Annotated in this window: 23 protein-coding genes and 1 riboswitch; of the genes, 14 read left to right on the top strand and 9 right to left on the bottom strand. The window is 56.0% G+C overall.

The window, feature by feature from the left end; all coding sequences use genetic code 11:
* Genes lpxA through M017_RS0107885 form a run of 3 tightly spaced genes read left to right on the top strand, consistent with a single transcriptional unit; the run spans window position 1 to window position 2,308 of the window.
* Complete coding sequence (gene lpxA / locus M017_RS29215; protein WP_031497139.1) at window positions 1–780, top strand: acyl-ACP--UDP-N-acetylglucosamine O-acyltransferase; 780 nt, start codon at window positions 1–3, stop codon at window positions 778–780.
* Entirely contained in the window at window positions 781–1,602 is an 822-nt protein-coding gene (locus M017_RS29210; RefSeq protein WP_031497138.1) for an LpxI family protein, read from the top strand.
* On the top strand, window positions 1,559–2,308 hold the full coding sequence (locus tag M017_RS0107885; protein ID WP_155121302.1) for a hypothetical protein: 750 nt from the start codon (window positions 1,559–1,561) through the stop codon (window positions 2,306–2,308). Before M017_RS29210 ends, M017_RS0107885 begins: the two co-directional genes overlap by 44 nt.
* Here the strand turns inward: M017_RS0107885 and M017_RS0107880 are convergent.
* The 7 genes from M017_RS0107880 to metA all read right to left on the bottom strand — a co-directional run bounded on the left by M017_RS0107880 (window position 2,294) and on the right by metA (window position 9,471).
* A complete protein-coding gene (locus M017_RS0107880; RefSeq protein ID WP_031497135.1) occupies window positions 2,294–3,184 on the bottom strand; it encodes a hypothetical protein in 891 nt (296 codons plus the stop codon). The two genes, M017_RS0107885 and M017_RS0107880, sit on opposite strands and share 15 nt — an antisense overlap.
* Window positions 3,185–3,199: 15 nt before the next feature.
* Entirely contained in the window at window positions 3,200–3,979 is a 780-nt protein-coding gene (locus M017_RS29205; protein ID WP_155121301.1) for a hypothetical protein, read from the bottom strand.
* Window positions 3,980–4,172: 193 nt separating this feature from the next.
* Window positions 4,173–6,818 carry an ABC transporter permease gene (locus M017_RS0107875; RefSeq protein WP_031497134.1) on the bottom strand — a complete coding sequence of 882 codons (2,646 nt, stop codon included), beginning with the start codon at window positions 6,816–6,818 and terminating at the stop codon, window positions 4,173–4,175.
* A complete protein-coding gene (locus M017_RS0107870; protein WP_031497132.1) occupies window positions 6,815–7,159 on the bottom strand; it encodes a PadR family transcriptional regulator in 345 nt (114 codons plus the stop codon). The genes M017_RS0107875 and M017_RS0107870 overlap by 4 nt, the downstream gene beginning before the upstream one ends.
* A 74-nt stretch (window positions 7,160–7,233) precedes the next feature.
* Complete coding sequence (locus M017_RS0107865) at window positions 7,234–7,989, bottom strand: class I SAM-dependent methyltransferase (protein ID WP_031497130.1); 756 nt, start codon at window positions 7,987–7,989, stop codon at window positions 7,234–7,236.
* Between the two features lie 173 nt (window positions 7,990–8,162).
* Window positions 8,163–8,465, bottom strand: coding sequence for a hypothetical protein (locus M017_RS30185; protein ID WP_031497129.1), 303 nt, complete (start codon window positions 8,463–8,465; stop codon window positions 8,163–8,165).
* Between the two features lie 52 nt (window positions 8,466–8,517).
* Window positions 8,518–9,471: a homoserine O-acetyltransferase MetA gene (gene metA / locus M017_RS0107855; protein WP_035957728.1), complete on the bottom strand. Its 954-nt coding sequence runs from the start codon at window positions 9,469–9,471 to the stop codon at window positions 8,518–8,520.
* Window positions 9,472–9,511: 40 nt separating this feature from the next.
* Window positions 9,512–9,618, bottom strand: a riboswitch (SAM-I-IV-variant riboswitch).
* Between the two features lie 364 nt (window positions 9,619–9,982).
* Between metA and M017_RS0107850 the strand changes: the two genes are divergently transcribed.
* The 3 genes from M017_RS0107850 to M017_RS29200 are packed head-to-tail and all read left to right on the top strand — an operon-like array spanning window position 9,983 to window position 13,937.
* Window positions 9,983–12,118 (top strand): hypothetical protein, encoded by a 2,136-nt coding sequence (locus M017_RS0107850; protein WP_155121300.1) that lies wholly within the window; start codon window positions 9,983–9,985, stop codon window positions 12,116–12,118.
* 8 nt (window positions 12,119–12,126) lie between these two features.
* The gene (locus M017_RS0107845; protein ID WP_155121299.1) at window positions 12,127–13,077 is read left to right on the top strand and encodes a hypothetical protein; all 951 of its coding nucleotides are present in this window, start codon (window positions 12,127–12,129) and stop codon (window positions 13,075–13,077) included.
* Complete coding sequence (locus M017_RS29200; protein WP_155121298.1) at window positions 13,074–13,937, top strand: hypothetical protein; 864 nt, start codon at window positions 13,074–13,076, stop codon at window positions 13,935–13,937. The genes M017_RS0107845 and M017_RS29200 overlap by 4 nt, the downstream gene beginning before the upstream one ends.
* A gap of 203 nt (window positions 13,938–14,140) precedes the next feature.
* Here M017_RS29200 and M017_RS0107835 read toward each other — a convergent pair whose 3' ends face one another.
* A complete protein-coding gene (locus M017_RS0107835) occupies window positions 14,141–14,479 on the bottom strand; it encodes a hypothetical protein (protein WP_031497121.1) in 339 nt (112 codons plus the stop codon).
* 107 nt (window positions 14,480–14,586) lie between these two features.
* On the opposite strand from M017_RS0107835, the gene M017_RS27500 reads away from it, so the two are divergent.
* The 6 genes from M017_RS27500 (at window position 14,587) to M017_RS0107805 (ending at window position 23,977) form a co-directional block, all read left to right on the top strand.
* Window positions 14,587–15,171 carry an RNA polymerase sigma factor gene (locus M017_RS27500; protein WP_031497120.1) on the top strand — a complete coding sequence of 195 codons (585 nt, stop codon included), beginning with the start codon at window positions 14,587–14,589 and terminating at the stop codon, window positions 15,169–15,171.
* On the top strand, window positions 15,168–15,392 hold the full coding sequence (locus tag M017_RS27495) for a hypothetical protein (protein WP_031497118.1): 225 nt from the start codon (window positions 15,168–15,170) through the stop codon (window positions 15,390–15,392). Before M017_RS27500 ends, M017_RS27495 begins: the two co-directional genes overlap by 4 nt.
* A gap of 401 nt (window positions 15,393–15,793) precedes the next feature.
* Window positions 15,794–18,946, top strand: coding sequence for a TonB-dependent receptor (locus M017_RS0107820; RefSeq protein ID WP_031497116.1), 3,153 nt, complete (start codon window positions 15,794–15,796; stop codon window positions 18,944–18,946).
* 227 nt (window positions 18,947–19,173) lie between these two features.
* A complete protein-coding gene (locus M017_RS0107815) occupies window positions 19,174–19,869 on the top strand; it encodes a hypothetical protein (RefSeq protein WP_031497114.1) in 696 nt (231 codons plus the stop codon).
* Between the two features lie 1,037 nt (window positions 19,870–20,906).
* Entirely contained in the window at window positions 20,907–21,245 is a 339-nt protein-coding gene (locus M017_RS0107810) for a PadR family transcriptional regulator (protein WP_031497112.1), read from the top strand.
* A 5-nt stretch (window positions 21,246–21,250) separates the two neighbouring features.
* Window positions 21,251–23,977, top strand: coding sequence for an ABC transporter permease (locus tag M017_RS0107805; RefSeq protein WP_031497110.1), 2,727 nt, complete (start codon window positions 21,251–21,253; stop codon window positions 23,975–23,977).
* Between the two features lie 207 nt (window positions 23,978–24,184).
* On the opposite strand, the gene M017_RS0107800 is transcribed toward M017_RS0107805, so the two are convergent.
* Complete coding sequence (locus M017_RS0107800) at window positions 24,185–24,589, bottom strand: DUF1801 domain-containing protein (RefSeq protein WP_031497109.1); 405 nt, start codon at window positions 24,587–24,589, stop codon at window positions 24,185–24,187.
* A gap of 224 nt (window positions 24,590–24,813) precedes the next feature.
* Here M017_RS0107800 and M017_RS0107795 point away from each other — a divergent pair, with 224 nt between their 5' ends.
* Entirely contained in the window at window positions 24,814–26,091 is a 1,278-nt protein-coding gene (locus M017_RS0107795; protein ID WP_162179858.1) for an erythromycin esterase family protein, read from the top strand.
* Between the two features lie 225 nt (window positions 26,092–26,316).
* Complete coding sequence (locus M017_RS0107790) at window positions 26,317–26,646, top strand: PadR family transcriptional regulator (protein WP_031497107.1); 330 nt, start codon at window positions 26,317–26,319, stop codon at window positions 26,644–26,646.
* Window position 26,647 lies beyond the last annotated feature (1 nt).

Below are 26,647 nucleotides of genomic sequence, written 5' to 3'. Positions count from 1 at the left end.
ATGCCGGTACATCCATCGGCAATCCTCGATCCCCAGGCCGAGATCCACCCGAGCGCCGAGATCGGTCCTTTTTGTGTGATTGGTCCCGATGTGAAGATCGGGGCGGGTACGCGTCTGATGGCGCATGTCTACGTCGAAGGCTCCACCGAAATCGGCGAGGAGAACGTTTTCTATCCTTATGCGACGGTCGGCGTCGCCTCGCAGGACTTGAAGTACCATGGCGAGCGCGCCTATACCTACATCGGCAACCGCAATCGCATCCGCGAGTTTGTCTCAATCCATCGCGGCACCGAAGGCGGCGGGCTCATCACGCGCATTGGCGACGACAATTCGCTGCTGGCCTATACGCATGTGGCGCACGATGTCCAACTCGGCAACCACTGCGTGCTGTCGAACGGCGTCACCTTCGCTGGGCATGTCACGGTGGGTGATTGGGCTGTGATCAGCGCCCACTCGGCCGTCCATCAGTTTTGCCGCATCGGGCGCCATTCGATGATTGGCGGCTTTAGCGTTGTGGTGCAGGACGTGTTGCCCTTTTCGCTGACGACGGGCAGTGGCCGCGAGATCAAGCTTTTCGATGTCAACAAGGTGGGGCTCGAGCGCCGTGGCTTCAGTGCTGAGGCGATCCAGGCTTTGCACAAGTGCTTCCGGCTCTTACGTGACAAGAAATTGAACACGACCAAGGCGATCGAAGCGATTCGCGCCGAGGTGCCAGCGCTTCCCGAGCGCGAAGAGCTGCTGGCCTTCATCGCCAGCTCCGAGCGCGGCTTCATCAAGTAAATGTCCTCCCGCTACGCCATCATTTGCGGCAATGGCCGCTTTCCGGTTCTGGCTCTCGAAGCCGCGCGCCGGCAGGGCGACGAAGTGCTGGCGATGGCGATCAAAGAAGAGGCCGATCCGGTGATCGAGACGCTGGCGGCAAAGACGGTTTGGATCTCGCTGGGCGATCTCAGCAAGCTGATCGACACGCTGCACCAGGACGGCATCACGCAAGTGATGATGGCGGGCCAGGTGAAGCATGTCAGCATCTTTTCGGCGATCCGGCCCGATTGGCGGCTCTTCAAGCTGCTGGGCAAGCTCGCCACTAAGAACACAGACTCGCTGATCGGCGTCGTGGTCGACGAGCTGAAGAGCGAAGGCATTGAGCTGGTTGCTTCAACACGCCTGCTCACCAGTCTTCTTGCGACCGAAGGCCTGATGGCGCGCCGCAAATTGACTGGCGACGAAGAAAAGAATGTCGCCTACGGACGCACGGTGGCTAATACGTTGGCCGGTCTCGACATCGGACAAAGCGTGGCCATTGCCGACCAGGCCTGCGTTGCGGTGGAAGCAATGGAAGGCACGGACGCGATGCTGCGCCGTGCGGCCAGTCTGGTCAATGGCAAAGAACTTACGCTGGTCAAGGCGTCGCGCCGCCGCAAGCATCTGCTCTTTGACGTGCCGGTCACCGGACCCACCACCATCGAGGTGATGCGGGAATGTGGCGCGCGGGTGCTGGCTGTCGATGCGGGCCGCACCTTGTTGCTCGACAAAGACGCTCTGCTGAAGGCGGCAGACGATGCCCGTATCAGCATCATTGGCTTTGCACCGGCAGAAGGCTGAGATGCTCGCTTCGCTGATCGAGAAAGATCGCCTGCGCTCCTTCCGCTATGGCGAAACGCCGCTCTTCTATCATGAAGACCATCGCTGGGTGTTGCCGCTCATTTTCCAGGCGCAAGAAGAAGGCCGGCTTCCCCGGCCCGTCAAGACAATCCTTTTCGATCGCCACACCGATGCCGCCGACCCGGTGGATTTCGAGCTCTTCCCGCTCACCCTGGCCTCGCTCCTCGATTTCTGCGAACACACGCTCAGCCATCACGACGACGATTGGATCGTTGCCGGCATCCGGCTTGGCATCCTCGAAGATGTCTTCATCTTTGGTGTCGACGATCGCATGGGAGACTTGCCCAAGGCAGTCGGCAATGCGGCGATCATGGGCCGCTACCAGATGCCGGCCAAGCTCGACAGTCTTGGCGCGCGCGCAAAAGCGTTGCTCGATTGGACCGACACGCCGATCCTGCTCGACATCGATCTCGATTGCTTTGCCTATGCCTACCGCGACCGCGTGCTGGCCTGGGACGAAGGCATCTTTGCCAGCGAGTTTGGTGCAAGCCTGCCGCTGTTTGCGCAATACGTCCGCCGCGCCGGGCTCATCACCGTTTGCCGCGAACATGGCTGCTGCGGCGGCGAAGCCAATGCCGACCGTATCTGGGAGCTGGTGCAGCGCTATTTGTTTGGCGCCTCGATTTTGCCCTTAGCGCGGGAGTGACTCCACACGTAGAAGCAACGCCTGCCGCAGAGCGGTCTGGGTGGGAGAGCTTTCTGGTAGGCTTCGTACAAGGCTCCCCAGTTCGGGATCTGTGGTCTGAGACAGTTTGGATAGATGAACCTGCCACAGGCCGTACTCGGGTACGCCAATCAATATCATCAGTTCAGCTCGCAACGCTGCATAGGAATCCACTTGTGCGCGGATCTTTGGGCCAACCGTTAGAAAGCGACGACGATGACGGTCTTTGGTCTCTAATTTCAAAATTTCAGCGTTCGCCCAAGGGGAGATGGCGTCGAGTCGCTCTCCAAGCGACTTCTCTCCTGGCTTCGGAAAACGCGGGACAGGTCTGAGATCAAACGAAACCACTCCTGGCATGAGTTCACTCTCGAAGCGGAACGCATCCGTTCGTCCGGTTGCAGCCATTGCCTCCCGGTCGATGCCATCGCCTCCCACTAAAATAAACTCAAGCGACGGATGTAATTTATCGACACCTTTAAATGTCTTCCACCCTGAGGGCAATCTGACCGTGAGAGAGTCTGGATCTTCGCTGGCCATGCTGAACGCGATGACTTGGTTTAGCGCACCGGGGCCAGTTGTCAGCTTGCAGTCATAGATAAACTTCGATGCCGCACGTGAAATGTCGCAGCTCCAGTTGGCGTTGATGTTTGTTTCAGGAGGGATCCGAAAGGATTCATTCCTGGAAGACACGATGATATCTCCGCTTGCGGCGTCCAACTGAACGGAATCGTTCTCTTCCCGCTCCAACTGAGGTGCAGTTGATGGCTGACCGACGGTGATCCGGATAGGTTTGGTTTGCTGTGCCGTCGCAATTATGCTGTAGGTTACAATTACTGGCAGTCGGTGTAAATATTTCATAAAGCACCTTATTTATTAAAACCTTAAATGGAAATGATCAGCGTGAACGACAATGGGGCCGCCACCATCCCCACCTCCCGCTTCAGCCATCGTTTTAAATAGCGCTCTTTGAGTCACTGTTCCTAAAGAAGCGAATGAAATATCAGCATTCGTTCCAAGTCGGTGCTCTTGATGGCCGCAAGACACAGTATCTGTCCAGCACCCGGAGCTGGAACTCCCTACCACAAAATCAAATTTCCCTCCATATATTAAACTCATATCGTTCACGGAGGGCAATAATCCAGTTGATCCTCTGAATGCTCCAATAATTACTCCTAATTTCGTAATTGCGTCAGTGGTGCCGTAGTGGTTTTGTGGATGTGGAGGCGTCATTCCAATTAGTTGGTAGCTGGAAGGGGCAACAGCTAATGGAAGCAATAGGTCTCCTCCATCGGCCTGAGTGTATACCAGCAAGTTCGAGAGGTCTGAACCGCCGCCTCCGTATGCGGAAATATCATAAAAGCCAGAAAATATTGGGGCAACCCATGTGACGTGAGCACATCCATCAACACCCGTGTAGACGCCAATAGTTGTTGCGGATCCAAATCCAGAGAAACTCCCTCGAGGACGCGCGCTGACATCGTGGTTCGTCGCCTCATGTCCTCCGCCCCCGCCGGAAGTCGTAGTAAAGGTTACAAGTTCCCCAGACCCGCCGGACGATAAACATCCCGAAAGTGGAATGGTGGTTCCCGGCTTAAGATAGTAGAGTCCAAGAATGTTGTTGCACACTATTAAAAATAAAAGGATGATTTTCATTCAAGCTACTCCATTTTCATTAGTTTGTTTCTTTACCACTCTGTGGATAGTCCATGTTGAGATGCTATAGGACATATGTAGCGATTGCAATAAAAAAAAGTTCATACCTGGAAGGCTTATAAGTTCCAGAGAAATGATAGAAATTTTTTATTATTCGCCGCGTTCAGTGATCTCCTTCTAGCTGTAGTTAGAGCTAAGCTGAGCGCAACGCCACCATGGGGTCGATCTTGGAAGCCCGGCGCGCCGGTAGATATCCCGCCAGCAGCGCCACCGCCGAAATCGTAATCAGCATCACCGCGAAGGTGAGCGGGTCATTCGGCGTCACTCCGAACAACAAGCCGGACAGCGACTGCCCCAGCGCCCAGGCCGCCGCCGAGCCAACCGTCATCCCAATGGCAGCCAACACAAGCGTCTGCTTGAGAATCCGCAATTGCAAGTCGCCCGCCGTCTCGCCGAGCGCCATGCGGATGCCGATCTCCTGAGTTCTTTGGCTAACGGAGTATGAGATCACGGCATAAATCCCAAGCGAAGCGAGCACCAGGGCAAAGGCGGCAAAGCCTCCCAGCAGCATCACGATCAGGCGCCGTGGCGAAGTGGATTTATCGACCAACTGCTGCAGCGTACGGAACTCGTTCGCTGGCAGATTTGGTTCAATCGGGCGGAGTGCCTGGCGCACGGCCTCGGCCAATTGCGCGGGAGGCAGCGTCGTCCGCACCACCAAATCGACGGAAGCAAAGTCTCCGGTCTGCCGAATGGGCACATACATCTCGTTGCCAGACTCCTTCTCGAGCGCCAGATGCCTCACGTCCGCGGCAATGCCGATCACACGGCGATCCATCTTCGGCCCAAAAGGCACTAGCTGTCCGATTGCATTCTGCCCCGGCCAGAGCGTGCGCGCCATGGTCTCGTTAATAATCAGAACCGGCTCCGTGCCCGGAGTATCGCGCGGACTGAAGTCGCGGCCTTCCTTGAGCGCAATGCCCATCGCCTTCAGATAGCCATCGCTCGAGATGCGGACAAAGGCCTCTGGATACTTGTCGGGATCATAGGCAACACCCTTTGCGCCTGCACCCCAGGTACGGTTGCGGCCGAGCGGTAAAGCGTCCGTCAGGCCTGCGGCCTCCACTCCCGGAATCGCCTTGGTCAGGCGCAGCGCTTCATCAAAGTAAGCGTTCTGTTTTTCCCTGGTGTTGTACTTCGAGCCAGGGTCAATGCGTATCGCCGCCGTACGGGCGGGCTCAAACCCAAGATTCACATCGAGCACACGCAGAAAGCTGCGAATCAGCAGTCCGGAGGCGACAACCAGGACACAGGCAAAGGCAATTTCGGCCACGACCAGCACGCCTCGAATCGAGCCGCGTCCCTTGCCTTCGCTCGATCCCCGGCTGTTGTCCTTCAACGACTCATGCAAGGCAAGGCTCGGAATCTGAAAGGCGGGCACTACGCCAAACAGCAAGCCGGTCAGAATAGCCGCCACCAACGTGAAGCTAAATGCTCCCAGATCTAAGTTGACCTTGCCCAAGAGAGGAACGCTGACTGTCGTGAGGTGAGAAAGAAGATAGGTGCCACCAGCTGCCAGTGCGAGTCCGACGATGGCGCCCAGCGAGGAGAGCACGATACTCTCTGTCAGCATCTGCCGGATCAAGCGTCTCCGGCCCGCGCCCAGTGCAATGCGAACGGCGATTTCCTTCTGCCGGGCGGTTGTTCTCGCCAGCAGAAGATTGGAAAGATTCGCGCAGACAATCAGCATCACGACACCGACTGCAAAAGCAAGCAAGAGCAGTGCGGAGCGCAGCCTGCCGCTCACATGCTCTGTGAGACGGCTGGCCTGGAGAGTGAGCCTGTTCATGTTGCGGTTTTGCTGCATCAACTGGACACTCAAGGCTTGTGCTTCCGCATTCGCTGCTGGTAGCGACACGCCCGGCTTCAATCTGCCAATCAACGCCAAGGTGTTGCCCCAGCGATTGGTCTCGGCCGTCAACGGGAAGGGAGCATACAGATCAAAATGCGTACCTGGCGCAAAGACCGAGGCAAAATCGAAGGACGCGGGCAGCACACCCACCACCGTCAAGGTTGCGTCTTCCATCGTCAAGGTGCGGCCAACAATCTTCGGGTCCGAGGCAAAGCGTTGCTCCCAGAAGCCATGGCTCAGCAACACTGCTTTGGGGCCGTTCCACTTGCACTCCTCGTCGGTGAAGTTGCGCCCCAGTTCAGGCTGGATGCCCAGGAGGGGGAAGAAATTCTGCGACACCGGTAACTGGGTGAGCCGCTCCGGCGGTCCGTTGCCCACCATTTTCAGATCACCATTCCCATAGAAAGCAAAGTAAGCGGCGATATCCGAGAAGCTCTGGTTGCGCTTTTTGAATTCGAGCAGATGATTCACTTGCACGGTCTGCGCCGAGAGGCCTTCATCGCTCTTCGCATTCGCCAGCCACACCAAGCTCGCCGGATCGGCAAAGGGCAGTGGCCGCAGTAACAACGCATTGACGACGCTGAAGATGGTGCAACTCGCGCCAATCCCCAGGCCGACGATCAACACGGCAAACACAGTAAAGCCAAGGTCCTTGCGCAAGGTTCTCGCTGTATAGCGGAGGTCCTGGAGAATCGTTTCGAGAAAGGGCAGGCCCCGCGCATCGCGTTGCTGCTCCGTTGTTGCCGACATGCCTCCCAGGCTGATCAGCGCCTGACGCCGAGCCTCGGTCTCGCTCATTCCTCGCGCGAGGTTCTCCTCCACAGCCAGTTCAATGTGCGAGGCGAGTTCTGCCTTCAGATCCGCATCCATCTGCTGCTTCTGGAACACCGAGCGCAGTTTGGCAAACCATTCCCGGGAGGCGCTCATTGTCCGGCCTCCATGGCAAAAACACGGCTCATCACGCCGGCCAGGCGCCGCCAATAGGCGAGATCTTCTTCGAGTTGCTTCTTGCCTCTCGGCGTGATCGTGTAGAACTTTGCCTTGCGGTTATTCGCGGAGCAACCCCACTCGGAATCGATCCACCCACGCTGCTGCAAGCGCACCAGGGAAGCATAAATGGTCCCTTGATTCAGCAGCACTTCATTGCCGCTCACCTGTTCAATGCGCCGGGCAATGCCGTAGCCATGCACCGCGCCCATCGCGTTCAGTGTCTGCAGCACCATCACATCGAGGGTCCCTTGCAGCAGATCGAGTTTCTCTTCAGCCATGCACTCTCCTGTGGCGATGCCACATCAGTACTACGCGCTGAGGCGGAGAGCGTTCCCTCATTCCGCAAAAAAAATTAAAAGCTTTGGTGAAAATCCCAAGGCCGCAGTTCTACACTCGTCTTCTCGAGCAGGCAGATGTTGGACGGCAGCAACATGGTCTGGAGATGGAAGCCTTCGCGGGGCGAGCGCCGCAATCGGCCTGCGATCCGTTTGATCGGCGATCCAAAGCCTGGCTTGGATTCATAGGGAACCATGCGATAGTTCTGATTCCGCAGAATAAAGGAAATCAGCTTGCGAACCGCGGGCATCCACACGTCATCGATCATGATCAGCCCGCCCACTTCCATCATCTTGTCGATGTAGAAGAAGTCGAGCAGTGCGTAATCGAACAAATGACAGCCATCGATAAAAGCAAAGTCGAAGATCTGTTTTTCGGCCAGAAGTGCCGGCAATGCGACATGAGAGGCTTGTTCGAAGAAGCGAAAATTCTTGCCGAGTCCAGACCGTTCGACATTCAATAGCCCAATATTTCCCCAGCGATGGTCTTGTCCCGGGTCGAGTGCAATGTGTGTCCCGCCACCGTTGTCACAATGGGCTTGCAGGATACTGAGCGTCGAGAGGCCATAGGCCATGCCGATTTCGATGGTGCGCCGGCGTTCACTGCCGACAATCTTGTCGTAGAGATGAGCGCTGATCTCAGGCGGAGTGGAAGTTGGAAACGGATTCCGTTGCTGGCCTGCGTGATCCGTAACGATATCCGTCAAATAGATCTCACGAAGTGTCGGACATTTCTGTGCGGGCAGGGGCAATTGATTTTCAGCGATTGGCACCTCAATACGATACTCGATTTCTAGGGTTGTGGAATCGAGTATCGATTAGATTTTCCTGTCCGCGATTGCCAACGTGATCTAGCCGTTCCTGCATCCCACCAATCGATCCGCAAAGCGTTCCGCCCGCACAAAGATCTTTCGGGCAAAAATCCTACGCGCACCGCCTTCCGCTCCTACTGCGGCGCAACCGAGCTGCTCTCGATGCTGCAATCCAGGTATACTTCCTCAATCTTCTCTTCAGCCCTGCATTCGACGATGCTGCCGAGCGCCACCATGTGCAGCGTACGCGCCTTGTTCTTACTCCTTATGTAATCAGGAACACGGCGTGAGGCATGGATGTTCCCTCTTTGGAGAACAATCTGAGAATTGAGGCTGTTCGCTTTTCGATTCCTCAGGAAGGAGCCGCCTGTGTTGTCGGTTCCTCGATCCAGGCTGCGGCCAGCGCAATCAGAGCCCCAGTCCAAGTCACTATCCATCCGTGGCAGTAGACTCTCTACATCTAGATCGCGAACAAAAGAAAACCCCGGCCTAAGCCGGGGTCTCGATCAGGGAGTCTTCTGCGGAGCGACTGCCAATCTGCGTCGCATCAAAGGGCGTTGTCTGGTAGATCTCGTTGATCCAGTTTCCAAACAACAGATGCGCATGACTGCGCCAACGGTTCTCCGGGGGCCGATGCGGATCGTCATGCGGAAAGTAGTTCCGCGGAACGAGAATCTCGCTGTTGGCCGCAACATCGCGCGCATATTCCTCAGCCAGCGATGTCGAATCGTATTCCACATGATTGAACATATGGAGAGCGCGGCGCTTCGGATCATCGAGCAGACAGACTCCGGTCTCTTCACTCTCTGCCAAAACTCGAATCCCATGACCAGACGGAATGTCTTCCCGCCGAATCTCCGTCCAGCGCGAAACCGGAATCGAGAAGTCGTCAGAAAATCCGCGCAGATACGGCGAGGCGGGCGCCAGGTTGTGATGCCGGAACACGCCAAAGGCCTTGGCCGAAAGATCATATTTCGGCATCCCGTGGAAGTGATAGACGGCGGCCTGGGCGGCCCAGCAGATATTCAGATTGCGATGGACATGGGTTTGCGACCAGTCAAAAACGCGGCGCATTTCGTCCCAGTAGTTGACGTCCTCAAAAGGCATCCGTTCGACCGGCGCGCCGGTGATGATGAAGCCATCGAAGCGCTCGTTCTGCACTTCTTCCCACGGGCGATAGAACGAGATCATGTGTTCGGTCGGGGTATTGCGAGCGACATGGTTCGTGATGCGAATCAGGCTCAGCTCCACCTGTAGAGGACTGGCCCCAATCAGGCGCGCAATCTGCGTTTCGGTCCTGATTTTGTTGGGCATCAGGTTCAGTAGCCCAATGCGCAGGGGGCGGATATCCTGGCGCACAGCGTCGGTCTCACGCAACACCATCACGCCCTCGGCTTCGAGGGTGCTACAGGCAGGCAGATGATCGGGTATTTTGATCGGCATGGACGCGTCTCTCCTACATTTCAGGGGATAGACGCCTCACCGTACTCCGTTTCGTTGCCGAATCGGCCACATCCTCCCTCGCGGGAGCGCCACCTTGCTCGGATAGCAGGTTGGCGTTGGGCGTCACCCCAACTCTTGATGTGTGAATTCCAGAGGAACCCACATGCGTCGGCAATCCAGCCGAGCGCTCGATTTCATTATATATGTTGCGGCAAGGAGAATGGTGCTCAGCCGCGAAGCGTTCATAGTGGGGCCACTTTACACGGAACTGCAGTTTGACTGAAGCCAAAGGCACCAGACTTTTGCTAAGGATCATGGTTCAGAAAGCGCCTGCGGGAATCAATTAGAAACTTCCAAATCCATCCCAGAATCATCTCGAGGCCGAATGCCCAGCCAAGCGAGATGTGAAAGTCGGCGATCCGGATGAGTTTCGGTAACTATTTACTGATATTTAGGAATATTCTACCTTATATCTGTTGACATTTTTTCTAGTTCTGTTACTGTCTCACGCATGCGTCGATTCCTTACCGCATATTGTTTCTTGGTCGGCTCGTTTACCCTTTTGGGTCAAACCACTTGTGCAAACTGGCCAACTGTGGAAAATGTTTCTGTCGGAACTGCCATCGATGGAGAACTTAGAGATCCATCGTTCACCTGTACTCAGCCGATGACGGCTCCAATCGGTCAGCGCCTCATTTTAGTCATCATGAGCGAATATTACTTGCAGAACCACATCCGTTGCTCAAGCCCGACGCCAGGTGAAACGTGTAGCGCTTCTTTCCAGACTTCTCTAAAGGATCTGACCACGAATACGGCCCTTATTGACTTTTCCTCTTCGGTGAGTGGGGGAACTACGCCCCCTAGTGGCTCAGGTTGGACGTCAATGCCGACATCAGACGGAACATTGTGGACTCGCTCCATTCCTAAGGCAATTGACATTAGCCACCTCACTACTGATGAAGAAGCCTCATTCGAATTCGAGGTAACCTCAACCCGAGGATCATATTTTTCACCGCTAGGATTTGACATTGTGATCGATTGTCGGTTTTCCTTTGATATGAACTCGACTCCTTATTCATTCCTTCCTCGGGCTAAAGGAGATTCGGCAGCGAAATGTGGCGTGGAAAATTTGGTTTGTGAGTCTGAGTATTATACTGGCTTCTCAACACGAACCGGATTTACCGCCAAAATCACGTTTGAACTCACTAAGTATGCAGGTGATAGTGGATTTCGTCCAGGAATCAGCAGTAACGTTGGCGCTGATACTGTTAACGATCCAGATTATAAGCTCGAGCCTTTCGTTGAAGATGATTTTGATCCACCAATCTCCAATGGGCAATCCATCACGACGATTGATGATGTTAACTTCGCTGCGGTAAAAGTGATCTCCCTGGATTACGGGGGCGTCACTTTGCTGCGAGCAAAGGCCAAAATTGGGGATGAGTGGATATACGCAGAATCAACTCCAGTTTATGACGCGGATTATGAAAATATTCTTCCGCCTCCTACTTGCGCTGTAGGGATGGAAGATGTCAGAACAATCATACAGATACCCATTGATACCGACTGCAACAAAATTGCAGACAGTTGGGAAATCGATTATGCAAGGACGGCACTAATGCAAGATCACTTTCCGCCAAACTGGGATGAGGAAAAAACATCTGTCGCTGCCACTGGTATTAAGGCTGGTGATGGCTATAGCGCCTATGATGAGTATCGAGGATTTCATATAACTGTCGACGGACAGCCCGAGCATATACGAACCAATCCTCTCATCTTGACTTCATTCTTCGCTGATGAAACAGGTATAAATAATCGGGCAAAGACAGCTATCGGGGTTATCTTAAAACCCAAGCTAGAAAACGAGGTAGAGTTCTTCGAGCTTGGATCGACACAGTATTCAACACTGCCGACAGGCGATCTAGACAAATTGAACTTAAATTCAGAAGCCTCAAGCGATCTTCAAAATTTTCCACTTGTCTTCACAGCCTCCACCACCGGCGCTTGCAATTCTGCAGAGACGATGGGATGGGTTCCGAATCTCGGAAAGGATAAAGTTAAGATAAATATTTGTTTGGTTAATATTGACAACGCAACTAATAGTCCAGCTGTGCAGGATATGATCGTTGCCATATCCGTGGCCCATGAAGTTGGGCATAGGTTTGGTCTCGAACATTATATGCGACCGTTGACGCGAAAACCGACTCCGCTAGATGATACAACAGCTCTCTCATCTCTAGGGTTCAACGAATATTCGGAGTCTACTTCCTCCAATAAATCACTCTATGCTACGACACAGTATATATGCTATACGGGCGGTGGTCTCTCTTATGCCAAAGTATTAGATAGTCCAAGTCCGCATATTGGAGCTAGTGCCGGTCTGAGCACCACATCTTTGTCTCTTGCGCTCTGTACTTCGGCTTCAAGCACAACCACTATTCAGTTCGCTCCTACTCGGTTTGATTTTTTGAGCGCTCCGAATACAAGCCTTCTCACCTACTTAGAGCTATTTGACTTGCAAGGAATTATGAGTGCCATCATCGATCCCGGACTCGTGAGCCTCCTGCCCGGAAGTTATATATTCCAAAGCACAACAAGTGCGCTGTCTGCGAGCAGAAATGACGTCTCATTGCTCAGATTGAACTGAGGTCTCTTATGAATACATCTTCTTTTCACGTACGCGCTGTTTTGCTCATCTGGTGTACGTACCAGGCGGCACACGGTCAAGACTTCACTCCCCAATGCCGCCAGTTCCAGGATTTGATGGAGCAAAAAGGCTTGAACTGGCGAACGGAGCTTCGGAATCAACCCTTACTACCTGGTCAGTTGCTCGCTCCTGTGATAGCAGTGACGAATCAAGCCGGTGTGGCTCTTCAAATTCCAAACTTAAAAAGCTACACGGGAATGCTCATCGAAAGTCCAACACGGACTTGGAATGAAGCTGAGCACAAATATGCGTATCGGTCTGTATACCATCAACCCCGTAAAGAAGGTGACAAGCCATTCTGCTTGCCAGATACAATCTTGATTCTGCCTGGTGAAACCAAGGAGTTCAACTTGGCGTGGTTTCCGGATCGACTCCTGGAAGGCGAGATTGATGCCACACGATATATCGCGACAGCCAGTAGAAATGCAGGGGAGCAGCTCTATATCTTTCATCTTGGGCGCTTTCGGGTAGAAGGATATTACCAGGTTGCGGAAGCAGAGCTTGTCGATTATACCTGTGTTGATCGAGAGGTGGTGCGGACCTATATGGAGAAAGGCAAAATGGTCCAAGACCCAAGGAAGTTCTGTCAGCCCTTCGCAATCGTAAATCTCGAGGGACGCCATCTCCTCTTGGCAGCAGTTGGGGCAGGGCATACGATTGGTTATCAGGCAGCAGTCCGGGACTATCACCGGGAGAAGTCTGCGCTAGCATCCAGGTTCCTCATTGAGCGCAATAGCTTGGTGCTTACAGAAGTGCCGCCAGATACGAGGTTCCGGATCTCGCGGTCGAGCGAGTCTATTTCACTCAAGCAGTTAATTGTGCAGTCCTCGACTTTCACTCACGACTCGAAGTGGATTGAGGAGACGTATCAGGAATCGAGAAAGCGCTTTCGTCCATGATCTTCTCCCTCTGGTTTGCCCTGGCCCTCCAACAGCTAAGCCCGGGAACACAGAATGACTGTGTTGGATTTTCTCGATTGCTAGCAGATCAAATGATATCAGCGGAAGCCCAAAGCGCTTATCCAGTGCTATTCCCTGCCGAAAAGCTTCATGTCATTGTTTCTATCGCTAACCTCCACAGCGAAAAGAGTGTCATCGTACCGACTACGTCGCCGGAGCGGTCCGTCATTGAGCCGTTATTGCGACGACGCGACCCAAGCGGAGCATTTCGATATGTGAGCATTCATGAGCGACATCGGTACCCAGTCTCCGATTGTAAAATTGGCGAGCGCTCATTATCCGTGGGTGATCGGGTTCAATATCGAATTCGTTCGTCGACCTCACCTATTTTTCCGGCCGGGGTATCGACGAAGTCATTGGCCTATGCGCAGAGTAGTGTGGGAGATCATCAGTTTGAAGTGCGGATCGATCCTATTTCGCTTCGTGGTAGATTTACGGTCGAAGTTCCAGAGCTTGCCGATTACGCGTGTGTTTCTATTTCACAAACTACCTGCTGCATGCTAATGATTATTAAATTTAGCAACTCAACTTGGTTGATCTCCGGCTCTAGGGCGATTCAGTATGAACGTTATCTTGAGTGGTTCAAAAGAGTGGAAGCAGAATCGACTTTTGAGATACCGTGGGCACTGGCCTGGGCGTCCGAGAGAGTATTGGAATTAGATCAGGATGCCCATTTTACGAAGCCCAGAAAGCCCGAAATGCAGTTTCCTGTGGAATTTGGAATTATCACTGAGGGAGCTGTGCGTTCGATTTCCGAAATCCAACAGATCTTCAGAGACAGGAATCGGGATCAATATTAGCTGAGATGCAGATGGATATTTACCAGGCAATAGGATCAGAGACGGAGGCCGGAGCGGACAAAGTGAAATGTTTGCGTTGCAGTTCTCGGTTCGCTCCAGTTATTGGTTGCACGATTCTGCAACAGGCTCACGAAATTTTGACACTTCGGGCGGATTGACAATAGCGAAGGCGCCCCCATCAGTCCGCCAGCGGCCGCTCGTCGCTAAAGCCGCCGCGTCCCGATCGCCACACACGCCCACGCGACGGTCAGGCAGGCAAACGACGCTACCACTGGCGCAAGCCCTTCCGACAGAACGGCTCCTATCAGCCGGACGCCCGCCAGATTTATATCGGCCAATGTGCTGGCAACGAGAGCGCCATTCGCAATCGCCAAGACAAGTCCACAGAGCGCCGAAAACGTGGCGGCCAGCGTCAGCGGCTTCATCAGCGCCAACCCCCGCTCGCTCGGCCGAATCGCATACCAGACGCCAACCAGGGTCGGCGCCACGCAAATCAGTAAACCCAAAAGCGAAGCCATGCTCGCTCCAACAATTCCACGCATATCGATTCTCCTTACTTGTTGTCACAGTGACTACACTTGGGAATAACGCCGCAAGCCGCAACTCGTGACAGCTGTCACGAACAAGCTTGGTTGGCGTTATGCTTCCTATGGAGCGAGAACAGGAAGTCGCGCTTGTCCAACAGTTGCGGGCTGGTGATGTCCGTGCTTTTGACGCGATCTACGATGCCTATAACTTGCGCCTCTTCAACTTCCTCCTGCGCATGACAAGAAACCGCAGCGCTGCCGAGGATTTACTGGAAGAAACCTGGTTGCGATTGGTCTCCAACGGAAAGACGCTCGCCCCCGACACCCGGCTCGGACCCTGGCTCTTCACCGTCGCACGCAACTTGTTCCTCAGCGACTACCGTTCCAGATCCCGCGAACAAGCTGAAGCGCGCGATTGGATATCCTTATGCCAAAGCGGCGCCCCGTCCTCGCCGCTCGACTTAGCGGTTGTCGATGAATTGGAACAGCGGCTCGAAACAGCTCTCATGGAGTTGCCGCCCAAATACCGGGAAGTCCTCTTGCTGGTTGGCTATGAAGGCCTGCGCCCCTTAGATGCCGCCCTCGTCTGTGGCGTCTCCCCGGAAGCCCTGCGCCAACGCCTGAGTCGCGCTCGCGCCCTACTCGCGCAACGATTGAAGGACCAGGAACTGCCTAGCGGCATCCTTTCGAATGAGGTGATCCAATGACGAATCGCGAAGATCAAGTGATTGAACGCTTGGCCAACTTGCGAACTGTCAAACCCAGCGCCGATTGGGAGAAGCGAGTTCGCGCGCGCTGCCATTCGAAAATGACGCTCAGGCAGGCTCCACAAAGCTTGAGGCTGGTCGATTGTGCCGCTTTGGCCGTCCTGTGTCTCTACTTGTCGGCCGTGCTCCAGGCAGCCTCGCGTTTGAGTGGCGTGCTCTAACAAGAGCCCGCACGGCGTGATCTCCAACTCGCGAAACACTCGCAACCCGGTCACCGATTCCTAAATGGATTTCCCAGAAAATCCTCTTGCACTCCTGCTGCAGCACCCTCCGGAGGAGATCAACTGAAATAAGCAGTAGATGTCTCGTCGCCCTCCGATCCCAAAACTCACCTAGACACCAAAAACGAAGGGATAAAACTACCGAGCAAATATCTCAATTATTTTCAATTGCTTAAGAGGTTTCCAGGCGACCTTAAATGAAGCAATTCTGTGGCCTCCAACGAAGAACCTGCCCCTCGAATGTGATATTGTCCCAGCAAGAATCTGCAGTTGCTCTTCAGGAGGGCATCATGAACATATTTAGACTCTGTAGTCTATACTTAGCGATATTTCTGCCAGCAATGTTGCTGGCGCAAGTCAACGGCTCCATCAATGGAACCGTTACCGACTCCACCCAAGCCGCTCTACCCGGCGCCAACCTCGTCCTACGAAACACCCAAACCGGTGAAACGCGGCATACCCAAAGCAGCGCCGAAGGCTTCTTCAATTTCATCGATCTTCCCCGCGGCGAATACTCGATCAACGTCACCGCCCAAGGCTTTCGCGAACTCCATCTCGGTCCTCTCCAACTCACCGTCGGTCAGCAGCTCACCGTGCGTCCCAAACTCGAAATCGGCAGCGTCAGCGAGACCGTCGAGGTCGAAGGCACGCCTCCGCCCGTCGTCACCTCCACCAGTTCCGTCTCCCAACTCATGGACAGCAAGCGCATCGAGCAACTGCCCCTCAATGGCCGCAACGCTCTCCAACTCGTCGCCCTCTTGCCCGGCGTCGTTAACGCAGGCACCGGCGGCCAATTCGGCGCGACGCAGTCCACCTTCAGCACTTCCGGCGGCCGTAACATCGACATGAACTTCACGCTCGATGGTGGCTACAACATGAACTCCTTCTACTCGATTGCGAACGAGTATCCCAATCCCGACGCTCTCCAGGAATTCACCACCACCACCCGCAACTACTCGGCCGCCTTCGGCCGCGGCACCTCCTCGGTTTCGGCCGTCACCCGCTCCGGAACCAATGAATTCCACGGCTCCGCCTTCGAGTTCATTCGCAACACCCAACTCGATGCCCGCTACTTCTTTGCTGCCAAGCGCGCAGACTTCAAACGCAACCAATACGGCGGCACCTTCGGTGGCCCCATCGTCAAAAACAAACTATTCTTCTTCTTCGGCTACCAGGGAACCAAGACCCGCGGCACCCCCAGCGACACCCGCTACCGCACCTTGAACGATGCCGAGCGTCTCGGCAACTTCTCCGGCCAAAGCACCGTCATCCGCGACCCCGACAATCCCGGCGCCGTCTTCCCCAACAACCAGATCCCGGCCAGTCGCATCCGCCCCTTTGCCAACACCTTCATGGCGAAATACCTCCCGCGCGCCAACGACGCCACCAACTTCTACAGCTTCGCGCCCAGCGGCAACCGTCTCGACCAGAACCAGATCATCGGCCGCCTCGATTACACCATTAGCGAAAAGGACAAGATCAACTTCCGCGCCTTCTATAACGACGTCCCGCAAGTGCAACCCTGCGCGAGCGTTGCTGCCGATTGGCTCTGCGATCTCCCCACCCGCTTCCAGAACTACACTCTCGGCGAAGACCACATCTTCTCGCCGTCGCTCGTCAACTCCTTCCGCATGAGCTATGTCCGCAGCGCTTTCGGCCTCCTCACCCGCAAGGACTTCTCGCTCACCGGGCTCGGCTTGCCCATCAGCATTGCCAACATCAACACCGGCTTCGGACTCACGCCCGAATCGGTTCTCGGCATCTCGGGCTTTGTCTCGGCCGGTACCGGCGCGCCCACGCGTGACATCATGCCCACCACCCACATCAACAACACGCTGTCCTGGAACAAAGGCCGACACTCGATGAGCTTCGGCTTTGAGTATTACCGCAACCGCGTCAATGAGCTGCAGAACTGGCAGTCCGGCGGCAACATCCAATTCACCGGCGCGCAATCGGGCAACGCCGCAGCCGACTTCCTGCTCGGCAAATTCAACTCCTACCGCCAGGTCACCGGACTCACCTCGCGCGTGCGCCAGAATCTCCCGGCCCTCTTTGCACACGACGACTTCCGGCTCAGCCGCCGCGTCACCCTCAACATCGGCGTCCGTTGGGAACCCTACAACGGCTATGTCTCTGAAGACGGCCAGATGATGCTCTTCGCCCCCGGCAAGCAATCGCAGCTCTTCCCCAAGGCCCCGCAAGGACTGCTCTTCGCAGGCGACCCCAACGTCCCGCAGAGTGTGGTCGGCAGCCGCTGGAATAACATCGCGCCGCGTCTCGGCATCGCCTGGGACGTCTTCGGCGACGGCAAAACTTCCATCCGCCTCGGCGGTGGCAAGTACTTCGTCCCGATGACCCGTGGCATCAGCCTCAACCGCTTTACGCTGATCCAGCCTTACACCACCGATCTCACCGTTGTCAGCGGCGATGCCTACAACATCTTCGCCAATGCGCCCTTCAACGGCGTTAGCCCCTTCCCGCGTCCCTCGGGCGCCAACCTCAAAAATGCCGACTTCGTTCCCACCGCGAACGAAACCACCTGGAGCCTACCCTTCAAGACGCAGTCCGATTACCAATGGAGCCTCTCGCTGCAACAGGCGATCGGAAAAGGAACTGCGCTCGAACTAAACTACATCGGCAGCTCCTCGGTGAACCTCTTCTCGACGGTCGAATCGAACTTTGCGCAATACATCCCCGGCCAGTCCACGATTGCGAACACCCAGACCCGCCGTCTCTACCCGCAGTTCGGTCAGATCAACAACACGCTCAGCGCCTTCAGCTCCAACTACAATGCGATGCAAGTGGTGATGAACCGTCGATATGCGAAAGGCTTCAGTGTCCTCGGCTCCTACACCTGGTCCAAGGCGATGGGCGTGAACGTCTCAAATGGCGAAGGCAGCAACGGCCCGCGCAATCCCTACAACTACCAATCGGACTACGGTCCGCTTGGCCTCGATCGAACGCACAACTTCATCGTCTCGGCGATGTGGGATCTGCCGTTTGCGAATGCAGGCTCTCCCAAATGGCAGCGCTACACGATTGGTGGCTGGCAGTTGAGCGGCATCGCCAATGCGGTCAGTGGATCGCCGCTCACCATCCGCGCCGGCCGTGACAATTCCCTCAGCGCCATTGGCGGCGACACGGCGGACGTCATCGGCAACTGGCACCTTTCCGGCGACCGCAGCCGTCAGGACCAGATGAGCGCCTGGTTCAACCCGGCCGCTTTCGCGCAAAACGCCCCCGGAACTTTCGGCAATACAGGCATCGGCTTCATGCGTGGTCCTGGCACCTGGAACACCGACCTGGCACTGCAAAAGCAACTCCGCTTTACGGAGCGCCGGCGTCTTGAATTCCGGGCCTCGTTCTACAATCTGTTCAACCACGCGAATCTGAACAACCCGGACACGACGCAGTTGAATACAACCACCTTCGGAAAAATCACCTCGGTGAGCGCCCCGCGAGTGGTCGAACTCGGTCTCCGCTTCGCGTTCTAGCACATGCAACGAATTGGACGGGCGAGCGCCCGTCCAATTCGTAACAATCTGGCCATGAATATTTTTGTTTTTTCTAGACGGATGGCTCTAGGGTGAATAGGTGAAATGCCTTAGGTTATTTGTTTTTTCATAAATTTCTTAATCGATCTGAATCAATCGCTAGTGCCTTTTCTTTGGGCTTGTAGTTGCTTTCTCCATGGCAGTGATAAGCTGTGCGTACCCACACAATGCCAAGCCAAGATGAATTCAACCAGATCATGGAGGAGGCGGAAGCCGCCGCCTGGCGGAACAGCCACAACTTCACCAGCCGCCTCCAGACGAGCGCTCGATTTACCGGCCGCAAGATGATGCGCAAGTCGCCCACCATGGCGATCCGGTTTCTCGCCGGAAGAGTTCCCTTGGTTGGGAGTGTGCTCAGCTTTGGAGTCGACAAGATCAGCGCCAAGATCCGTCAAAAGCGCCTCAAGGCGGGTGTTTTCAAAGCCGAAGGCGAGTCTGCCAGCGCAGTGAACGCAAAGTTCATGTCCAAGTCCTTGTCTGAATTGGCGACAAAGATCGATTCCAACATCACAAAGCAGAAGGCTGCCTATCAGGAACTCGACGCCGCTCTCCGGAAACTGAATCAGGCCGATTCCGGATCAGGTGAAATCTCCTGTCAGGACTGGCTCAATGCGTTCAAGGCCGCAGCTTACGCCTACTACCGCGTCGACCATTACAATCTCAAGATTGCCGAACTGGTGGATCTTGGCGAGAGCCGCATGGAGAATCTGGGCAAGTGGGCTGAAGCCGGAACCGACCTGCTCGTATCTGGAAAAGACGAACTCTGGAAGGTTTTCGACGAACGTCATGACAGCCTCACCGACAGCGATCTGAGACTCCTCGGCGCCGGTCGAGTGCGCTCCAGCTCCAGTTCCAGTCTTTAGTCGATCGATATCAAATTCGAATGCAAGTCTGAGCCTCCCCTCCTGGGAGGCTCTTCGTATTTGCCCTCATATTCCGCCCCGAACACGCGAGCGGCATCAGACTGTCGATGCAACTCCAGAATTGAAACCGTCCTACTCTCGACTGTTCGGGAATCATCGCTCAACCTCCGCATCGCGCGTGATTGAGCATGGATTTTGATCGGGGTATATTACGCGAGCCATCGTTACTTTCTTTCGAAAAAGCACACTATCGGCCCTGGCTGGTGGTCCATTTCATAAGCACCGTGAAATCCTGCCAGGGTTCATGCCGGCATTCCTGTCCAAGGGGCCGAAAAAGTGCTCTGGCGTGGCCATGTAGTTTGGGCCGAGCAGAATCTTGCATGCCCATGGGGAGCCGAGTGCGCCAACTTGCGCAGCCTTCGTCCGCATCGCTGCTTGTTGGTCCAACACGGCAAAGCAATCCTCCGCACCGGGCTATGGCGGTAGAACGATCGCCGCGAGATCGATCGGAGAGTCCACGAAAACCGCCGGTTTAGGGTCGAGTCGCTCGACCAGTGTACGCGCTTCGACCTTTCGGCATCGCTTGGAATTTCTGAGGCGCAAACTGCGATGTCGCGCCGGTAGGAAAAACCACAACGTGTTCTTGGGCCACACCGGGCGCGATTTCCTGATTCTCAACACGAGGCTTCGACGATCCAACGATGGCAAGGGTATGCCTGGACATCGCGCTCGCAATGACGGAATCCACCTAAAGTGATGCTTTTGGAATCAGGAGCATACAGCGTGCTTCCCTTCAATTTTCGCAGCGCGGGCACGGGTGCTCCACTTCTGGCGAAGTCGCCGGCTAGCTGTCCATTGGCGAATCGCGCGTGATCCAGGAGCAATCGAGACAGAGGCCGTGGCGACTTCTCGTTCATCGGATCATCTCCGGTTGACAGGGCATGCGCACCACTTGCCCAAACCATCAGCGGCTCGAGGGCTAAACAACCTGAACTTGACGCGCGCATTCTCGTGGCCATAAGCTAAGAATTCTTGGTATGGGACGCAAGGCGCAAAAGAACGATTCATTACCCGGTTCCCTGGACATGTTGATTCTGCGGACGCTGTCGCTGCGCGACCTCCATGGATACGGCATCGTCCAGTTCATCCAACAATCCTCCGACAATGAACTCCTTGTCGAGGAGGGCTCGTTGTATCCCGCCCTCCAACGGCTGGAGCTCAACGGCTGGATCGACGGTGTCTGGGGCGTGACGTCGAACAATCGGCGGGCGAGGATCTACACCATTACGGCGGCTGGCCGCAAACAGCTAGCCGTTGAAACCCGGCAGTATGCCAAACTCACGCTCGCGATCGCGCGCGTGATGGGAACGGAGTGACGGACATGTTCCGACGGTTGAAGTATTGGATAGAAAGCGCCAGGCGCAGCGAGACGCTGCGTGAAGAACTGGAACTCCATCTGGCGGAAAGAGCCGCGGAACTGGAAGCAGACGGGATGACGGCAGATCACGCCCGGGCGGAAGCACGCCGGCGATTTGGCAACCTCGGCCTCAAGCACGAAGAGTCACGGGAGATTTGGCTGACACGATTCTGGTCGGAACTGGGTCAGGATATCCGCTATGGCTTTCGGACCATGGCCACCAACAAGGCATTCAGCGCTTTGGCGGTCTTGTCGCTGGCGCTCGGCATCGGGGCCAATACTGCGATCTACAGTTTTATGGAGTCGATTCTGTTGCGCTCGCTGCCGGTGGCCGATCCTGAGTCGCTGGTGGTTTTGAACTGGCATAGCCAGCCGCCCCAGGGCGCGAGTAAGGATTGGGTGCACGTTGTCCATTCGGTATCCGGCCTTTTCTGGCAGGGCGCCAAAGGCGCCGTGGTCACCGGGATATTCCCGTATGGGGCGTTCGAGACGCTACGCGAGGACAATCCCGTCTTTTCGACGCTTTTCGGATACGTGAACGGACGAAACCGTACCCTGTCCATCCGCGGGCAGGCCATGAGCGTCAGCGCGGAGTACGTCAGCGGTGAGTATTTTCGCGGGTTGGCTGTGTCGCCGGCTGCGGGACGGCTGATCGGCTCCGAAGACGACCGTCCAGGCGCAGCGGCCGTCGCCGTCATCAGTTTTGCGACAAGCCAGCAGCGCTTTGGAGGGCCGTCCAATGCGATTGGACAAGCGATTCTCGTCGATAACGTGCCCTTTACGGTGATCGGCGTTGCACCGCCGGAATTTTTCGGGGTCGACCCGGCGGCGGCGCCGGGCCTTTACCTTCCATTGCACACGAATCTGCTCGTGGACGGACCCGGAACGGAGCGCATCTATCGCGACGGAAACCACTATTGGGTCGAAATGATGGGCCGCCTGCGTCCCGGTGTCAGCATGGCCCAGGCGCAGGCCGCGCTGGCTCCCCGCTTCCACCAATGGGTTGCCTCCACGGCGGCGACCGACGGTGAACGCGTCAAATTGCCCGCGCTCTTGCTGCATCCGGGGGCCGCCGGTCTGGGCAGCTTGCGCCGCGAGTATTCCAAGCCTCTATCTGTGCTCCTGGCGATGGTGGGATTGATTCTGGCGATCACATGCGCAAACATCGCCAACCTGCTGCTGGCACGGGCAGCCGCGCGGCGCCGCGAAATGGCGGTCCGGCTCAGCTTGGGAGCGGGGCGCTTCCGCATCGTGCGGCAGTTGCTGACCGAGAGTGTCATGTTGGCGTCGCTCGGCGGAGCATTCGGGGTCTTGTTTGCGATCTGGGGCGTGCAATCGCTGACCTTTCTGTTCTCCAAGGGGCAGGAGAACTTTACGCTGCACGCGGAATTGAACTGGAAGGTGCTGGCTATGACGGCGGCGCTCTCCGTGGTTTGTGGCCTGTTATTTGGCCTCGTCCCAGCGATTCAGTCGACGCGTCCGGACGTCATACCAGAGCTAAAGATTAGCCGCGGGGGCGGATCGCGCCGTCGCATGCAGCACGTCCTGGTGGTTGCCCAAATTGCGATGTCTTTTCTCATCCTCGTTGCCGCGGGTTTGTTTGTCCAGACGCTCCATAAGCTGCACTCCGTCCAACTGGGGTACACCCGCGAGAACATCCTTCTGTTCTCGTTGAATGCGCGGCAGGCCGGGCATCGCGACCCGGAGATTGCCACTTTCTACGCGGATCTGCGCAAACGTTTCGAATCGATCCCTGGAGTGAATAGCGCAACGCTTTCGCACGCTTCGATCATCAGCGCCGACCGTGCCGGGGTCACATACAGGGGGCCCATAAAGATCGGCGCTGTTACCGTCGAAGGCGCGCGCGTCCTGGTCGCCGGACCGCGTTTCCTCACGACGATGCAGATCCCGGTCCTCGCTGGGCGTGAGATTGACGACCGCGACCAGCCGGGCTCCACACCGGTTGCAGTCATCAGCGAGCGGCTGGCACGGACTTACTTCGGGAACGAAAACCCAGTGGGCCGACGAATCACGTTCCTGGATGAGAAGCGCGATCTCGAAATCACCGGTGTGTCGGCTAACCTGCGGCACGGCAGTCTGAAAGAGGAGAGCTCTATGACCGTGTTTGTGGCGGCCAGCCAGATTTCTCCTGGCGGAATGACCTATGCGCTGCGTACCACGGGCGATCCGCTGCTGTATGTCAGGAATGTGCGTGAGATCGTGCGGGAGGCAGATTCCTCCATACCCCTCACTAAGGTGGTCACACAGGCTGCGGAAATTGATCGAACGATCAGCCGGGAAGTCACGTTCGCGAAATTATGCACGGGTTTCGCGGTTCTCGCGCTGCTGACTGCCTGTGTGGGACTCTACGGAACGATGTCCTACAGCGTCGCGCGGCAGGTTAGTGAGATTGGAATCCGTATGGCTCTGGGCGCGAAACGCGGCGCTATGATCTGGATGGTTCTGCGCCGCGTTCTCCTCCTGGCCGCAGTGGGACTGGCGATCAGCGTGCCTGTTGCGTTAGGCGCATCCCGCTTTGTCAAATCGTTGCTGTTCGGAACCCAGCCCAATGATCCGGGAATCCTGGCGCTGGCAGGTACTGTCCTCCTCGGCGCCGCGATTCTCGCTGGCTATGTGCCGGCAAGGCGAGCGTCTCGAATTGACCCGCTGGTGGCTCTGCGGCACGAGTAAGACAGGGTCCTTCGTACCGCAACGAAGGAGGCAAGTGTTTCGGGCGAGCGTATGTCAGTCCTGGTAGGCGCTCGCATGAGATGCCGAAGTCGAGCCCCACGCTGTGGTCTGGTCGCTCCTGCATCGTGGGCAATCCAGCCACGACAACTAACTACGACATACTGTTACGAATCTGATGGTTCCTACCCGCGTTGCCCTCTTCAGGTGCTAGCCGTGTTCGACGCGCACCTTGATATCCGAGTAAGCCACATCAATGAGCTGGCGTAGTGCTGCGGCGTTTGTGGCCGTTCCCGGCCGGATCTTCACATGGCGCATAAACTTGCCGGCGCCTTGCAACAAGTGAGCCGGATCCGGCAGCGATGCCCCCTGATAGAACCCCACGTTGACATGCGAAGTGAATACATTGACGTAGCCGAAGGGGACATCTCCCAAACAGGCAACTGGACAGCCGTCATGAAAGAGCTCCCGGACTTCGTCTCCGCATTTCCGCATCGCCTCAAACCATTGATGCGCAATGGCTCCCAATTCACCGGCATGCTCTTTCATCCAGACATCGATAGCAGGATCCCGCTCGACAGCGCCGTCGAATCGCAGCAATGCTGTTCTCTTCATCGCTCCACCTTTCCCTTTCGAGATCTATAGTTCACAGGGAGGGCTCCTCCGTTTGCCGCTAAACTGGACACGATCTGGATTTACCTGAGCATATCCGAATGGAGATTCTGCTCGCTCCCCGGCCAAGGATCAGTCGCAAAAGGTGTCGATCCGGCCCACTCGAATTTTTAGCAGTACCCACTGCCGGGCAAACTTTCTAAAAGAGCCCCGCGTCTGGTATGGGCATGAGACTCTCTCGACGTGCCGCCTTGGCAGCAACTGCCGGTGCAGCCCTTGCACTTGCCCAGAATACGAAGAGCAACCTCCCCATGACGCCGAGTCCATCCGATGCCGTCTCAGAGTGGATTCGCCGCGCTGCAATCCCGCTGGCAACGCCGGTTGCAGGGCACGGGTTTGAGGACATGGAGCCGCTGAAGAAGATCGTGGGTGATGCGCGCATTGTGGCGCTCGGCGAAGCAACGCATGGCACACGGGAATTCTTCCATCTGAAGCACCGGATGCTGGAGTTCCTCGTTACACAGATGGGCTTTTCGATCTTCTCACTCGAAGCGAGCATGCCAGAGTCGTATCGCCTGAACGATTTCGTCCTCAAGGGAGAGGGCGATCCGGCGAAGCTTCTCAAAGGTCCGCTCACGCTGTGGGACACACAGGAAGTGCTCGACATGGTGCTGTGGATGCGAGACTACAACAAATCGGGAAAAGGACGTATCGAGTTCACAGGCTTTGATATGCAGAATCCCACTCTTGCCCTCAAGATCGTGCGTGATTTCGTAGAGAAGGCAGATGTGGATTACGCACCCGCTTTGGCGCACGCCTCAAAGATGGCGCTTGCCCTGAATCCGAGAGCAGTGGATCCGGAAATTGCGATTGAGTGGGAGAAGGTCGTGAAGCGTTTGGAGGCTCAGCGCCCGCGCGCTGGCCTCGAGTGGGCGATCCAGAACGCGCATATTGTGCGGCAGTTTATCCAGCAGGCCGCCAACATGAGGAATGGGCCATTATCCATGGCGATGCGCGACGCGAGCATGGCGGCCAACCTAAAGTGGATTCTCAATCAGTCGAAGGGCGCCAAGATCGTTCTGTCAGCTCACAATTTTCACGTCATGACGGGGCCAGATAACAGCATGGGAGCGGTGCTGCGAAAGATGTACGGAGACAAGTTGGTCACCTTTGGCTTTGCTTTCAACCAGGGCTCGTTCCGGGCAGGGGCAAGGAATGGAGGGATGGAGAATTTTACGGTTGGCCCGCTTCCGGCGGGAAGCTTGGATGCCACGCTGGCAGCGAGCGGCACACCGCTGTTTGCCCTGGATCTGCGGGGTGCCCCGAGAACTGGTCCCGTCGCTGAGTGGCTCGGCGTGAAGCATTCCACACGCAACATCATGGGGCGTTTTGATGAGGACGCGCCGAACTATACAATCTTCGAGCAAGTGATCACAGAGCGATACGATAGCTTGTTCTTCATCGATCAGACCTCGGCGGCACGCCCGAATCCGAAGGCGGAGTGAACCGGAAACTCCCAACCTGAAGCTCAGGCGATACTCAATCACTCCGTGCAGTACAGCGTTCTGCCAGGCTTCGGTTCGTACGAACTACGTCGAGATCTCCAGTTGAAAACATGGACCAAAGCCAAGATCGAAGTAGCTGCTTGCTCTCGACGCCTGTCGTCCGTCACTCAGGCCAGCCTGAGGGATGATATTCAGATTATCTACAATTGTTGGTAGTCTAGGCGTATGGCAAAGCCAACCGATCTTGTCCAAGGCACTCTCGATCTCTTGATTCTCAAGACCATCTCGCTCGAACCCAAACATGGCTGGGCGATTGCCAAGCGCATCCAACTGGTTTCACAAGATGCTCTCCAGATCCAACAGGGGTCTCTGTACCCGGCGCTACACCGTCTGGAACAGCAGGCCTGGATTGAGGCCGAGTGGCGGACGACTGAGACCGGGCGTATGGCTAAGTTCTACTCGCTGACGCCTTCGGGACGAGAACAACTGGAAAAGGAATTGGCGAACTGGGTTCGGCTATCGGCGGCCATCAACGTCGTGGTCCAGGAGGCTTAGC

Source organism: Bryobacter aggregatus MPL3, assembly GCF_000702445.1.
GTDB classification, from domain to species: Bacteria; Acidobacteriota; Terriglobia; order Bryobacterales; family Bryobacteraceae; genus Bryobacter; species Bryobacter aggregatus.
The sequence above is the reverse complement of the archived record's forward strand: the minus strand, read 5'-3'. Positions and strand labels throughout refer to the sequence as shown.